The following is a 13452-nucleotide window of genomic DNA, read 5'->3' on the forward strand; positions in this document are numbered from 1 at the left end:
TGTCATTCGCCATACGTGGCGCGTTGTAACGCTTGCAAATGGTGTAGTCGCACCCGAATCGTCGCGGTCACGCCTCCTACGCAATTTTGCGCTACGGTCAGCAATCCTTCATGACCAAATAAGCCAGATAAGCGCTGACGAACATTCTCCAATGCAATACCATTTCCTTTAGGGGTGTCACTCAGTCCCATACCGTTATCTTCAACGGTTAATTCAAACCAATCACCCGCAACGTTAATACGGATATGGATCGTTCCACCTTCAGCTTTCGGCTCTATGCCATGAGATACCGCATTCTCCACCAGCGGTTGAATGAGCATTGGTGGCATGCCCAACTTGCCCCATTCCGCCAGTTCAGGCAGCGTATATTCTAGCCGATCACCCAACCGAATTTTTTGAATACCTAAGTAAGCATCAATCAACTGGATTTCTTCACGCAAATCGCCAGTATTGGTGCGCCGCAAGCGCATTGCGCCACGCATCAATTCCGTCAGTTTTTCGAGCATGAGTTGGGCTTTGTAAGGTTCAACAGAAATCAGCGCATTAATGTTGGCTAAGGTGTTGAACAGAAAATGCGGTTCAATCTGGCTTTGTAGCTGCTTAAGCTGGCTGAGAAGTAAGGCCTTTTCCTGCTCAGATTGACGCCGTCTTGCGGCTTCCAATGCACCCAGTGCCAATAACTTTTGCTCATGAGAGTAAAAGTATAAAAAGCACACGGCAGAAAAAATAAAGCCGAGCACCATGATCGGCTTATACGCGGAAAAATCATCGAAGCCGGGGTACTCATGCAACCAAAAATACGCGCCTAAAGTGCCCAACACCACCGAGCAGCTTAATGACAACACATTGACGAGGCGTTTTGATAATTCCGGCCAACGCCGTTCTATGCATTGTGCCGATACAAAGGCGCTGTAGCCGTAACCTAAACTGATTGCAAGATGTTCGGAAAAGTCCCCTTCCCACAGGGTCATCGTGGTCAAAGCTATCACAATGCAAAATAGTGTGGTAAACCCCAAACTTTTTACATCGTAGATTGAAATATCAAAGCGTTCCATCATCTAGAATTTCCCTTTTAGATTGAACAGAATCCTAGCGTTATCCGGCAGATTTGCATACGCAGAGTCCGGTTCCCCACTAAAAAAACGTGCTGCAAGTTCCAGTTCCAACGAGGCTGAACCATTATCGTACGCCAGCCAATTGAGCCACGGAGTCATGATCAAACTGCCATCTTCGACCGACCACAGCAAGTCTATGCTCGGCGTTAAATTATCGATACCAAGCGGCCGCCCCGTGGCGCCATTCCATGTCCAATGCAACATGACGTTATGCGTGACCATATTGGCGGCTTGATAACCTTGCGCATATGACGCAGCGGCTTGAGTAAGCCCTGCTGTGTGCATTTGTTCCGCCGTGTTGAGTGCCTGTTGCCATTCTTGCTCACTCCAACTGCGCCCATCGTACCAGTATTCGGCAATCACATTGTGTCCCGCCGCATTTGCCCAGTTTAAGCCAAACAAAAACTGCGCGGCATGCTGCTTTTTAACCAATTCGAGCGGGTGCTCAGTTTGTGGTTGGTACTGCCAATATTCTCGTTGATAAAGCCAAGAAGTGTGTACGCTCCAAGCAAGATTAAGCACAGAGACCCAAGATCCCCCCACCAAGCCACGCCGCACATTGTCGTAATACACAATGCCTTGAATTTCACTGTCTCCCATTAAACGGTAGTGGCGCACTCCGATGCCCTGCTGTTGATTATGCTCAACCCATTGCGATTGACTCGAACGTTGCCAAGAGCTGTCGGTGGCAATCAATGTCCACTCCCCTAGCCCTTGGTAAGACGAGAGAGCCAGCACTCCAGCACCTTCTTCCACCTGAATGCCTAATGGGTTACGGCGATACGGCAAAAACAGATCCAACGGCCGATAGCCATAACCGACGCCCCAATCGAGGCGAATTTTTCCCGCGGTAATATCCAGCGTTTGTCCTGCTACCTCTCTTTCTCCTTGCCAGAACAGTTCACTGAGAGTGAAGGTGGTATCACGGGACTGATCACCGGTGTCATAAAATGAGGTTGCGGTGAGAGCGAGGCTCGCCGTCCATCCTTGCCAACGTGATTGCAAATCAAGCAACGCATCCATCTGTTCATACGTTTCCGAATGTTGCCCAGTGGCAGAACTAAGCAAGGAAGCATCGTTAGGACGAATGTGAGAAGCACTTACCGTCCAATCCCAGTCAAAGCTGGGCTCTGCCTGAGCCAAAACCGGAAAAATGCTCCCCAACATGAGGATGCTCAGCCCTTGGGTCATCCTGTTCATTTCTGCTCCAATGACGGGTTTTGGATCAGATAAGCGGGGTTGTAATACTTGTCTTCCAACCGTAATGGCTGCACCGCTTGATATTGAATGACGGTACGCTTCTGCGCTTGAATTTTATCCTGCAAAACCATTTCGATAACGCGTTCACCTTGCACCGTAAACCACGCAACTTTAGCCAGCTTACCTGAATGCAAATAGAGATCGGCCTTGACCGGTGAAGCATCCGCTTTATTTAGCCACAAGGTGATCGCCTGATAACTCGCGCCTGCAGTTTTCGCCTTGAGCGACAAGCGGTAAGCCTCAACACTTCTTTGGTCCTCAAGCAACAAGCGCTCTTCGCCTTCTAGAGTCGGCTGATAATCATCACTCCAAGTCAAGGTTGAAATATCCCCTACCGAGGCTTCTCCCAGCAGCTTCTGCATTGGAGTAATGCGGATCGGGCGGCGGCTTTTCGGCATCAGAAGCCAGTAGTTATCGCCAAGCATCAGCATTTTCTGTCCCGCTTCTGTCGCCGATTGAAACAGCACTAGCGACTCGCGATTCTCACGGACATACACATCATATTGATTGGTTTTCTCTAAATGATCGTCGTGATAAAGCTTCACCACCGAAGTCACTTTGGCAGCCGATTCTTTGAGTCGATATTCGTCAGCTTTTTGCACCATGCTGACCACATCCAACTCGGTTGCGGCAACGCTACACGCCCAGCTCAGCCCCAACCACAACGTTACTCTCCATTTACACATACGCTAATGCCTCCGTAATTGGCTTGCTTACGCCTTTGCGGGCAGAGAACCACGCCGCGATTACACAAATCATCACCGTTCCGATCGTACAAAGCCCAACCAGAGTGAACGAGAAATAGAGATCCAGCGGATAACCTTCGGTTCTGCCCGGAGGCGGTGGCATTTGGATATCCGCTACGCGCACCGCCACGATGGTCACTCCATTAAGCAAGGCACCTAAGAGTGAGCCGCACAGCGCCAACAAGGTCGCTTCACGCATAAACCCAGCCACAATGTCATTGGGGTATGCACCCAGTGCTGCCAGTGTACCGATTTCCCGTGTCCGTTCGCTGACTGACATGGTTAAGGTATTGAACAGTGCCACAAACACCACCAACGCCATCACGGTTCCCATCACACCAAACAGTCGATCGTATAAATCTTTCACCCGAGCGTAGAAAAACGCGAGCTGCTGCCATGGCGTGACTTGGAGATCCTGCGCGAAAGGTGGTTTGCTCAACTGTGTTCCCACCCACGCTTGCACCGCTTCAGTTTGCTCTGTGGTGAATAGATACACAGATAACGTGCTGACTTTGCTTGAGTTAAGTAGCTCTTGCGCGGAAGCCAAGTGCAGATAAAGCTGACGCTTGTCCAGTTCTGGTACGCCCGTTGAGTACAGCCCACGCACTTGAAAATCCAGCGCGTTCAGTGCGCCATCTGCAGTCGTCGCCAGTAACGTCACCCAATCACCGACGCCCACACTTAAGTTGCGCGCCAGATCAACCCCAAGCATCACTTGCGGTTGAGTTGGGTCAAAGCGCGGTGAACTAGGATCTTGCAAGGTTTGCCCTGCTCGCACATCCAGAAACGGCCCTTTCATATCAAACTCTTTATAATCCACCCCAAGCCCAACAAAAATCGTGGATTTCACGCCATTCGACACGAGTCCCGTGAGTTCAATTCGGGGCTGAATGCCTCGAATTGCAGGGTTCGCCAGTAAGGCTTGGCGGATGTGGTCACTGTCTGCGAGCCCATTGGCGAGCGTGGTTTCTTCCTCTTGTTCAAAATAACCAAACTGGCTAATGGTTAAATGCCCAACGTCACGCGCGGTCGATTCACGTAACGAATCGTATGTGTAAAGCCCATAACCCCCTGCGGAGGTTAACGCTAGTACCGCAATGGCGATGATCGAGATAGAAAGTAAGCTACGGCGGCGATTGCGTTGTAGATTCAGCGCCGCTAAACGCCACGCTTGAGAGATCAACTTGCCCATTGCATGGCCTCCACAGAAATTTGTCCGTCAACCAAATTGAGTGTGCGATCGCACTGCGCTGCCATACGACCATCGTGAGTGGCCACCACAAAAGTAGTACCTAACTCATGACCAAGGCTTTTCATCAACCCGATCACCAAAGTGGCGGTTTGGCTATCCAAACTCGCGGTGGGTTCATCTGCCACCACCAATCTAGGGCCATGGACTAAAGCCCGCGCAATCGCCACGCGTTGCTGCTGTCCCCCCGAAAGATGATCTGGGCGCTGCTGCATGACGTCTTCGAGCCCCACCTTAAGCAACATTTCTCGCGCAAATTGTTTCTGGTCATTGCGGCTGAAACCATTGAGCATCAAAGGGTAGGCTACGTTCTCTAGTGCGGTCATCACTGGCACTAAGTTGAATTTTTGAAAGACAAAACCAAACTGGGTTCGGCGCAATAATGCCGCACACTTACCGTGACGTGGATAGGCCTTACCCTCCAACATCACTTCACCTTGGTAGCAAGGGTCAAGCAAGCCTAGGATATTCAGTAAGGTACTTTTTCCAGAGCCTGAGGGGCCACACAGCGCCAACATTTCACCTTGCTGCACGACACCACTCACCCCGCGCAGAGCCGATACGCGTTGCGAACCCAACGTGTATTGTTTCTCAATGGATTGAAATTGAAGCATATGCCCTCCTACCCTTGGCTCAATAAGGTTTGAGCTTGTTGGGTGTCGGGATGTTGAGCATCCGCTTGCTGCATGGTTTCTAGCCACTGTTTGGCTTGCGCCTGATCTTTTGCACGCAAGGCTGCGACGATGGCTAAACGATAGATCCACGCGGTAGCAGCAAATGGCTGCGCTTGAAATTGCGGATCCGCCAACAAATTCAGGTAGAGATCATATCCGCGCTCAAAATGGTTAAACATGTCGGGCATGGCGGTATAAGTGGCCGCTGCCACTGCCATAGCAAGCATTTGAACTGGTAAACCGTTGCGTATCTCTTCTGAACTTGCCGTGTGCTCACTTGATTGGGTCACCTGACTACTTAATAAAGAAAGGCCTTTCTCTATTGTGGCAAGCCCCTCTTCGCTATAACGCATTTTCTTCCACGGTAAAAAAGCATCACGTCCCATCAAGGTGCGTGTACTGCCCAAATAGACCAAGCTCAGTGCCGTCGCCCCTTCTTGCGCAACCAATTTTTCTAAATCGGCGTACAAGGGTTCAACTAACTTTTCATCACCTTGTGCGGCTTGGTTATAACGTTGGATCATGGCTTCGCTTGGCAGCGCAAATACAGGCCAAGCAGATAAGCTAAACAACAAAACGGAGACATAAGTAGTCAAGCTTAACGAAGTTCGAATTTTCATGTGAACGGTCCTTTTCAGTAACGTAATTGTCAGAACGTAAACGTCCTCAACTGCTCATCGTGTTTGTGCCACGACGCTGCAGCCATCAAGAATGGAGTGAGTTTACTGAACTTCGTCTGTCGTTATCGGGCTTTGCGACCAATGGTCTTTATGGGGCGTGAATGGACAATATCGGGAGCGAATGGGTGGCAAGAAGTGAAGAGCTATACCCAAACTACTTGGAGTTGCAGGTAGGCGGCAAGTGAGTTCATCCCCATGAGCATAGATACACTATGTGATTGGGGTGAACGAACGTAGCCAACACCGCTGCAGCTTCAAGTAGGAAGGGTATAGGATGACTTGAGAAAAACTGCGCCAGTACAAAGGCTGGCGCAAGAGTATCTTCTCAAACAACTTGGAGCTGCAGGGTGGAAGAAGATTGAGCCGTAATAACCCGTTATGGCACGCCATGACCTTGGGATGCGACCCACACCCGATACCACTGCTCACGAGAAAGCTCTAACGACAAGGCTGCTATTGCACTTTGAACTCGCTCGATTTTTCCGGATCCGATAATCGGTAGTGGTTGGCTCGGTAAACGACGCACCCACGCATAAATCACCTGCTCAATCGACTCTGCGCCGAGCTCAACACGGATCTCTTCCAGCACAGCTCGTACACGCTGCGCTTGTTCGGTTTGGCCGGAGAAAATCGCACCGCCCCCCAAACATGACCACGCCATAGGCCGAATACGTAAGCGTTGTAATTGATCCAACGTGCCATCGTGCGCCACATCAAAATTGAGAGGGTTGATTTCGACTTGATTGGTCACTAACAGCTTGCCTAAGCGGGATTGCAACAAATCGAACTGCGCAGGGCTGAAGTTGGAAACACCAAAGTGTTTCACTTTACCGACTTTGTGCAGTTCAGAAAACGCTTCCGCAACTTCATCAGCATTCATCAGCACATCTGGACGGTGGATCAGCAGCACATCGATGTCATTCACACCCAAGCGCTCTAGCGAATTGTTCACCGACTGATAGATGTGCGCGGCACTGGTATCGTAGTGGTTAATTTTGCGCTCCGGAAAATTCGGGTTGCACAGTTTAATATCGCATTTAGTGACGATCTGGATCTGCTCGCGCAGTGAGGGATCAAGGGCTAACGCTTCACCAAACAGAGCCTCACACTGATAGCCGCCATAAATATCGGCGTGATCGACGGTGCTGATCCCTAGCTCAATATGCTGCTTCAAAAAGGTTAAGCGCTGTTGAGGCGTCATATTCCACTCTGCCAGCCGCCAGTAACCTTGAACCAATTCAGAGAGTTCTGGCCCTTGTTGCGCCATCGTAACTTTCTGTACGGTTGCTTGTTGTTGCATGGTCTTTCTCCTGTTTTTCACTAAGCGACATCCTAAGCAGGAGCACAGCTCGGTGCAAAACCTATCAATACCTAACGGTGAAGTTGTGACTTAGATTGGATTTTTAGCCGTGATGCCGACATCCGATGTCACTCTACGCCCGTCAGTAACAAGTTGTGATGCAGTGCAAGTTAACAAGGCGTAGAGCTGAGAATGATGTTGAGTGACACTGCGTGATTTATCCTTTATCGGTTCAAAAATCGGCGCCATCACGCGATAGGCAAGCCGAAGCAATAACAATAAGGATAGACAATGAAACTTAACCCTTTGACCTTGTCCCTACTCTCAATGTTGGCGCTGCCAGCCCTTGCCGCATCCAATTTAACCGCAAATTTAACGGTAGCCACCACCACCAACAGCCGTGATTTTCCGTTGCAAGCCGATGAGCCGCTGGTGATCCCACTAACCAAAGGGGATTACACCCTAACAATCAGCGGGATTGGTGGTGATTGCCCACCGGCATCCACGCAAGAGATCAAGTTCAATACGCCGCTGCCTCTAAATTGCAATATCCCGACTCAACTGCCTTTGAGCATACGCTTTACTGGCGATTACGCATTCCAATGGCAAGCGCAAAACAACACACTCACTTTCGTACGCCAAACAACAAAAGCGACCAAAACCGAATTTCGCCGCCCGATCCCAAACGTCAGTTGTGAAGTGTACCAAGGCGGTGACGTAACTTTAGATTTGGCTGACAGCTTTGCCGATGGCACTCAACTAAAGGAGGCCTTCACCGGACAAGTTGTCACAGTAGAGCAAGGCAAAGTACGTCTGACCCCTTCCACAAACAGTGGCGGTTTAGTGCTGCTTGAACCCAAACAAGCCCAAGCTCAACCCTTTACTTATCGCAATGCCAATATCTATTTCGTGATGGTCGATCGCTTTTACAACGCCGATCCTAGCAATGATGGCAGTTACGGTCGGCAAAAAGACGGACAAGAGGAAATCGGCACGTTTCATGGCGGCGATCTGAAAGGAGTTATCGCCAAACTCGATTACATAAAAAACTTAGGCACGGACGCAATTTGGCTCTCCCCGATTGTGGAACAAGTGCACGGATTTGTCGGTGGCGGCGAAAAAGGCTCCTTCCCGTTTTATGCGTATCACGGTTATTGGACGCGCGATTTCACCAAGATTGATGCCAATTTCGGGAGAGATGAGGATTTACAAACGCTCGTGCGCGAAGCACATCGCCGTGGCATCAAAATTTTGATGGATGCCGTGATTAACCACGCCGGTTACGCCACATTGGCCGACCTGCAGCAAGATGCGATCCAAGTCGTCAACGCGCCCATGCTGCCCGAACATTGGAGTGATTGGAAACCCAACGCAGACCAAAACTGGCACAGTTTTCATCAAGCGATTGATTACCAAAGTAACAACTGGAAGCAATGGTGGGGAGGTGATTGGGTTCGTGCTGGGCTTCCGGGGTACCCAGCACCGGGCAGCAGCGACATCACCATGAACTTGGCTGGCTTGCCCGATTTTCGTACCGAGTCTACTCAAGCCGTCACGCCACCACAGTGGTTACTCAACAACCCCGGCACACGTGTGGTCAGTAAACCCAATTACACTGTCGCTGATTATTTAATTGAATGGCAAAGCGATTGGGTGCGCCGCTTCGGGATCGACGGTTTTCGCATCGATACCGTAAAGCATGTAGAAGGTGAAGTGTGGCAACGCTTAAAGCAGCAAGCTAGCCAAAACCTAACCGCATGGCGAAAAGAACATCAGCAGAGCGGTGAACCATTTTGGATGATGGGAGAAGTGTGGGGACACAGTGCCTATCGCAGCCCCTATTTTGATGATGGCTTCGATGCGCTCATTAACTTTGATATCCAAAAACGCATGGATAATGGTGCGGCGTGTTTAAGCCAGATGGCCATGGTCTACCGAGACTACGCACAGACTCTCGCCAAATATCCTGATTTCAATCCGGTCAGTTACATGTCCTCCCACGATACAGAACTGTTCTTCGGTCGCTTTAAATCCTTCGAGATGCAGCGCAATGCCGCCAATGCCTTACTGCTGACTCCAGGGGCTGTCCAAGTCTATTACGGGGATGAAATCGCTCGCGAAGCGGGACCTTACGCCGATGATTTCCACCAAGGTACACGCTCCGACATGCCTTGGGAATGGAATACCGCGCGCCAAGATCTACTCAAACACTGGCAAACGCTCGGACAATTTCGTCAACGCCATCCTGCAATTGGCGCCGGAATCCATCGCGAGCTCCCTCAATCCAACGCTTACCTGTTCACTCGACAGTTTGGTGACGATAAAGTCATCGTCGCGTTTATCGGTCGCTAACCCCATCAACCAGAGGCATATTGATGATGCCTCTGGTTAAAACCTTCTATCAAACCTAGGCTTAGATTAGAAAAGTGTGCAATATCACCCTTTCGTTGTAACTTACTGTAAACTCAACAAACTTATACTGGTACAACCAGAAAATACATTTAATCCATTGATTTATTTGAATTAAATCTCTATCTTTCGCCCCCTCTTGAAAATAAATCCGCCATTACCTTTGACATCGCATTAACACAAAATTAACATCAAACTATGCTTGATCTTTCTCACACCCAAAGCGCTTTGTACTGCTCAGCCCAAACGCACATTGAAGTGGGTAAGTGACTTGCAGGATCGTCAATGGAATAACGACAATAACTAAGACCTCAGGAGGTCGAGAATGTTGAACAAATCTTCACTTGCTGCATGTATGGGCGTGCTCTTAGCGGGACACGCCAGCGCAGCAGGCTTCCAAGTAGCCGAACACTCTGCATCAGGCTTAGGCCGCGCTTTTTCCGGTGAGGCAGCCGTCGCCGATAACGCCAGTGTGCTGGCACGCAACCCAGCGGCCATGATGCTGTTCGATACGGCACAATTCTCTGGCGCACTCTCTATCGTCGATCCCGAAGTCAACGTGGATGACCTATCAAACAATCAATCGATGAAAGATGTCGCGCCAATGCAAATTGTCCCTGCGGCTTATTACATCAGTCCCATTAATGACCAATGGGCATGGGGCTTTGCCATGTTTACCACTTACGGCGTGGCAACAGACTATCCCAATGAGATTTATGCGGGCGACTTAGCGGGAGATACCTCTTTAATTTCCATCAACCTTAACCCCAATATTGCCTATCGCGTTAACCAAGAATTCAGTCTAGGTTTTGGTTTGGATCTGGTCGCCGCAAAAGCAGAGCTCACGCGCCATAAAGGTGGGCTAGCCCCATTCCTTGGTGGAAGCCCTAGCGACAATTTGATTGGCATGACCGGTGAAACCGTGGGTTTCGGTTGGAATATTGGCGCACTTTACGAATTGGATGAACAAAACCGCATCGGTTTTGGCTACCGTTCACGCGTTAAACTTAATTTTGATGATGGTGAGTTTTCCAGTTATGACTCCGGCATCGCCACCAGCGCTGTGGTGCCGGGACAGCTGAAAATTGAACTTCCTGCCATTTGGGAATTGTCTGGTTTTCATCAGTTGAATAACCAATGGGCGGTGCATTACAGCTACCAACAAACCGATTGGAGCAGTTTTAAAGAGCTAACAGCCACCTCAGGCCAATGTAAAGATGGAATTTGTTTCCAGAAAATAGAGAAATACGAAGACAACGGCCGCTGGTCAGTCGGTACAACTTACACCCTCAATGCGACTTGGACATTACGTGCCGGTTTCGCCTTTGATGAGCAAGCCGGTAAGGCAACGTTGAGTATTCCCGACAGTGATCGCTTTTGGTATTCAGCGGGGGTGACTTATAGCGTGACTCCACAACTGACTATGGATGCCGGTTTTGCCCTCGTACAAAGCCGTAAAGGTTCGTTCATCGAAACCAACCAAGTTGGGGAAAACCTCAAATTTGATTCTGAGGCGGTCGCCTACATCAGCGCGCTGCAATTTAACTATCGTTTTAACTGATTTCCGGAGCCGAACATGAAACAGATAATTAAGATTTCTCTTCTTTGCTCAGCACTCTGGTTAGTCGGCTGTGGCGATGAAACAACCAGCTCTGGTGACAGCACCACGGTTGAGTATGAATCCTATATTCAGCAAGCATTGCAACGTGATACCACCATCAAATTTGCGTTAAGTGGCAGTAATGCTAACGTGCCTCTTCCCTCTTTTGCTTTGATGAATGCCAGTGACGGCACATTAGAAATTCCGCCAGGAAGCAATACTTCTGGATCTAACCCGTTGGTCGCGATGGGGCAAGTGGATGGTTGGCCAATCACCATGCCGCTATTCCTTGATTTTAAAGGCGCAGGATTAGCCGATGGCGTGATCTCATCCGGCATCTATTTGTATGAGTTAACTGATTCAATGACCGGATCGCCGACCATCAAAACCTTACTGACCAATGGGGTGGATTACACCGCTATCTCCAGTGCCGCTTCCGATAAAATTCTGATCGTACCGACCAAAGCACTGAATGCCTCCTCGGAGTATATTCTGGCGGCCACCTCCGCGGTCACCGACGCTAACGGCGACCCTGTGGGCACCTCGTCTAGCTACGCGGCTCTAAAATCCAAGAAAAAAATTTACGCCGAAGGAGACATTGCAACACTGCAAAAAGTCACTCAAGGTGTAGAGAAAATCTTCCAACTCAGTGGGGTAGATGATACTCAAATCGTTTACTCAACTTGGTTTTCCACTCAATCCGTCAGTAATACGCTGTTTGCCACACGCGGCGCAACCGCATCGGCGTTTGCCAGTGGTAGTAACCAATTAGAGGCAGTGTGGAAACAAACTGGCATTGGGCTCGATACGGCTTACACAATGCAATTAGGCACACCCGTTGACTTAGCTGCCGCTCTGACAGCGGATGACAATTTCAGTACTTATATTGGTGCAGATAAAAAAGCAGCCATTATAGGTACATACACGGATAACACTGTTGATGTAACCAAAGGCACAGTACGTCTGCCTTACTACCTCGAAACCGGCAGTAAATGGAATACCCAACCGTTTGAATCTGCAATGCCAAGCTTAGCCAAAATCAAAGCCGCACTCGCAGACAGCAATGAGCAATTTGCGATCGGCAGCCAACTGCTTGCCGCAGGGATTGATACCAGCAAGCTCGCCACTGATGCGAGTGAACAGCTCAAGCTGATGGGTTTGACCTTGACCAAGTCCGATGGCACTGCATTGGATCCTGAACGCTACATCACTCGCTATTCACCCGTACCCAAAGTGAAATCAGTGCAAGATGTGCCGTTCCTACTCTTTACACCCAATGGCAGCACCCCAACGGATATTGTTATCTATCAACACGGTGTGACATCGGCGAAAGAAAATGCTTATGCATTTGCTAAAAACCTCACCGCAGCAGGGCTTGCCGTGATCGCGATTGATTTACCTCTGCACGGTGAACGCAGTTTAGACAGCACACGCTCAGCCAATAGTGATCCGCTCGCTTACATCAACCTCACCTACTTGGCTGTCGCGCGGGATAACTTGCGCCAAAGCATCCTCGATGTATTGGGACTACGTGCTGCGTTAACCGTTTCACAGCCGCTGTTCACAGGCACGCCACTCTCTAGTATCAATGTGGGTACTGGCTCTAAAGTACGTATGCTTGGTCACTCCTTGGGTGGCATCGTTGGCACCTCCGCAGTGGCCGAGAGCAATAAAACGTTAGGCTCTGCTTCAGCTAATGCGCTCTACAGTTTTTCTGCGGCGGCGATTCAAAACTCCGGCGGACAAATTTCTAACCTGTTATTGGGCTCGGATTTCTTTGGTCCGCAGATCAAACACAATGTGGCATTAAGTGCTAGCACGGAATACAAAGGGTTTGCTGATGCTCAATGTGCCAGCCTAGACGATTCTGCTTGCTATACCTTGTTTACCAACTTAGCCACTCAAGAGCAGTTGGCTCAGGTCACCTCGGGCTTCCAACTGTTCTCATATGCCGCACAAACTCTGCTAGACACTATTGACCCATATTCTGTGGTCAGTACCAAACTGAGCAGTGGTGCACTCACAACCGCACTTTACTTCTCAGAAGTGGATGGCGATAGCGTGGTACCCAATAGCGTCAGTAACCCTGGTGGCCAATTGGTGTATCTCAGCCCACAATTTGCAGGTACCGAACCACTCGCAACTTTACTGAGCCTAACCACTGTCAATTCAGGACAAACCGCTCCAGACGCAACCAAAAGCTTTGTTCAGTTCAACAGCACGGCGAAACACTCGACCTTTGTTGCACCGCAAGATGCGGGATATGCAGACTTGAATCATCACACCGAGATGCAAGCTGAAACCGCTGATTTCCTTTTTGATGACAGTTTAGGTGCCATTGCCAATACCGCTGTCTTGAAATAAAACAACTGGGTTACCCTCCATGAAAAAGCGCACTCTAAGAGTGCGCTTGTTCAAA

The 13452-nt window shown here is 49.6% G+C and carries 11 protein-coding genes; 4 read left to right on the forward strand and 7 right to left on the reverse strand.

The window, feature by feature from the left end; genetic code table 11:
• Positions 1-2: 2 nt before the first annotated feature.
• The 6 genes from MKA69_RS17640 to MKA69_RS17665 are packed head-to-tail and all read right to left on the reverse strand — an operon-like array spanning position 3 to position 5664.
• Positions 3-1058 carry a sensor histidine kinase gene (locus MKA69_RS17640; protein WP_305848582.1) on the reverse strand — a complete coding sequence of 352 codons (1056 nt, stop codon included), beginning with the start codon at positions 1056-1058 and terminating at the stop codon, positions 3-5.
• Positions 1059-2315 carry a hypothetical protein gene (locus MKA69_RS17645; RefSeq protein ID WP_371131880.1) on the reverse strand — a complete coding sequence of 419 codons (1257 nt, stop codon included), beginning with the start codon at positions 2313-2315 and terminating at the stop codon, positions 1059-1061.
• On the reverse strand, positions 2312-3061 hold the full coding sequence (locus MKA69_RS17650) for an outer membrane lipoprotein-sorting protein (RefSeq protein WP_055030189.1): 750 nt from the start codon (positions 3059-3061) through the stop codon (positions 2312-2314). Before MKA69_RS17650 ends, MKA69_RS17645 begins: the two co-directional genes overlap by 4 nt.
• On the reverse strand, positions 3054-4313 hold the full coding sequence (locus MKA69_RS17655) for an ABC transporter permease (RefSeq protein ID WP_305848583.1): 1260 nt from the start codon (positions 4311-4313) through the stop codon (positions 3054-3056). Before MKA69_RS17655 ends, MKA69_RS17650 begins: the two co-directional genes overlap by 8 nt.
• Positions 4301-4984 (reverse strand): ABC transporter ATP-binding protein, encoded by a 684-nt coding sequence (locus tag MKA69_RS17660; RefSeq protein ID WP_305848584.1) that lies wholly within the window; start codon positions 4982-4984, stop codon positions 4301-4303. Before MKA69_RS17660 ends, MKA69_RS17655 begins: the two co-directional genes overlap by 13 nt.
• Positions 4985-4992: 8 nt before the next feature.
• A complete protein-coding gene (locus tag MKA69_RS17665) occupies positions 4993-5664 on the reverse strand; it encodes a hypothetical protein (protein WP_305848585.1) in 672 nt (223 codons plus the stop codon).
• Between the two features lie 26 nt (positions 5665-5690).
• On the opposite strand from MKA69_RS17665, the gene MKA69_RS17670 reads away from it, so the two are divergent.
• Entirely contained in the window at positions 5691-5825 is a 135-nt protein-coding gene (locus tag MKA69_RS17670) for a hypothetical protein (protein WP_305848586.1), read from the forward strand.
• Between the two features lie 275 nt (positions 5826-6100).
• On the opposite strand, the gene MKA69_RS17675 is transcribed toward MKA69_RS17670, so the two are convergent.
• Positions 6101-7024 (reverse strand): aldo/keto reductase family oxidoreductase, encoded by a 924-nt coding sequence (locus MKA69_RS17675; protein ID WP_305848587.1) that lies wholly within the window; start codon positions 7022-7024, stop codon positions 6101-6103.
• 291 nt (positions 7025-7315) lie between these two features.
• Between MKA69_RS17675 and MKA69_RS17680 the strand changes: the two genes are divergently transcribed.
• The 3 genes from MKA69_RS17680 to MKA69_RS17690 all read left to right on the forward strand — a co-directional run bounded on the left by MKA69_RS17680 (position 7316) and on the right by MKA69_RS17690 (position 13397).
• Entirely contained in the window at positions 7316-9376 is a 2061-nt protein-coding gene (locus MKA69_RS17680) for an alpha-amylase (protein WP_305848588.1), read from the forward strand.
• A gap of 382 nt (positions 9377-9758) precedes the next feature.
• A complete protein-coding gene (locus tag MKA69_RS17685; RefSeq protein WP_305848589.1) occupies positions 9759-10994 on the forward strand; it encodes an outer membrane protein transport protein in 1236 nt (411 codons plus the stop codon).
• Positions 10995-11009: 15 nt separating this feature from the next.
• Complete coding sequence (locus MKA69_RS17690) at positions 11010-13397, forward strand: VolA/Pla-1 family phospholipase (RefSeq protein ID WP_305848590.1); 2388 nt, start codon at positions 11010-11012, stop codon at positions 13395-13397.
• Positions 13398-13452 lie beyond the last annotated feature (55 nt).

The organism is Vibrio sp. AH4, from assembly GCF_030710545.1.
Taxonomy (GTDB): Bacteria; Pseudomonadota; Gammaproteobacteria; order Enterobacterales; family Vibrionaceae; genus Vibrio; species Vibrio metoecus.

What these genes read in the sequence shown, in the direction of transcription:
- MKA69_RS17680 (WP_305848588.1), top strand. Translation starts at nt 7,316, where the DNA reads ATGAAACTTAACCCTTTGACCTTGTCCCTACTCTCAATGTTGGCGCTG.
- MKA69_RS17645 (WP_371131880.1), bottom strand. Translation starts at nt 2,315, where the DNA reads ATGAACAGGATGACCCAAGGGCTGAGCATCCTCATGTTGGGGAGCATT.
- MKA69_RS17690 (WP_305848590.1), top strand. Translation starts at nt 11,010, where the DNA reads ATGAAACAGATAATTAAGATTTCTCTTCTTTGCTCAGCACTCTGGTTA.
- MKA69_RS17660 (WP_305848584.1), bottom strand. Translation starts at nt 4,984, where the DNA reads ATGCTTCAATTTCAATCCATTGAGAAACAATACACGTTGGGTTCGCAA.
- MKA69_RS17665 (WP_305848585.1), bottom strand. Translation starts at nt 5,664, where the DNA reads ATGAAAATTCGAACTTCGTTAAGCTTGACTACTTATGTCTCCGTTTTG.
- MKA69_RS17685 (WP_305848589.1), top strand. Translation starts at nt 9,759, where the DNA reads ATGTTGAACAAATCTTCACTTGCTGCATGTATGGGCGTGCTCTTAGCG.
- MKA69_RS17650 (WP_055030189.1), bottom strand. Translation starts at nt 3,061, where the DNA reads ATGTGTAAATGGAGAGTAACGTTGTGGTTGGGGCTGAGCTGGGCGTGT.
- MKA69_RS17655 (WP_305848583.1), bottom strand. Translation starts at nt 4,313, where the DNA reads ATGGGCAAGTTGATCTCTCAAGCGTGGCGTTTAGCGGCGCTGAATCTA.
- MKA69_RS17640 (WP_305848582.1), bottom strand. Translation starts at nt 1,058, where the DNA reads ATGATGGAACGCTTTGATATTTCAATCTACGATGTAAAAAGTTTGGGG.
- MKA69_RS17675 (WP_305848587.1), bottom strand. Translation starts at nt 7,024, where the DNA reads ATGCAACAACAAGCAACCGTACAGAAAGTTACGATGGCGCAACAAGGG.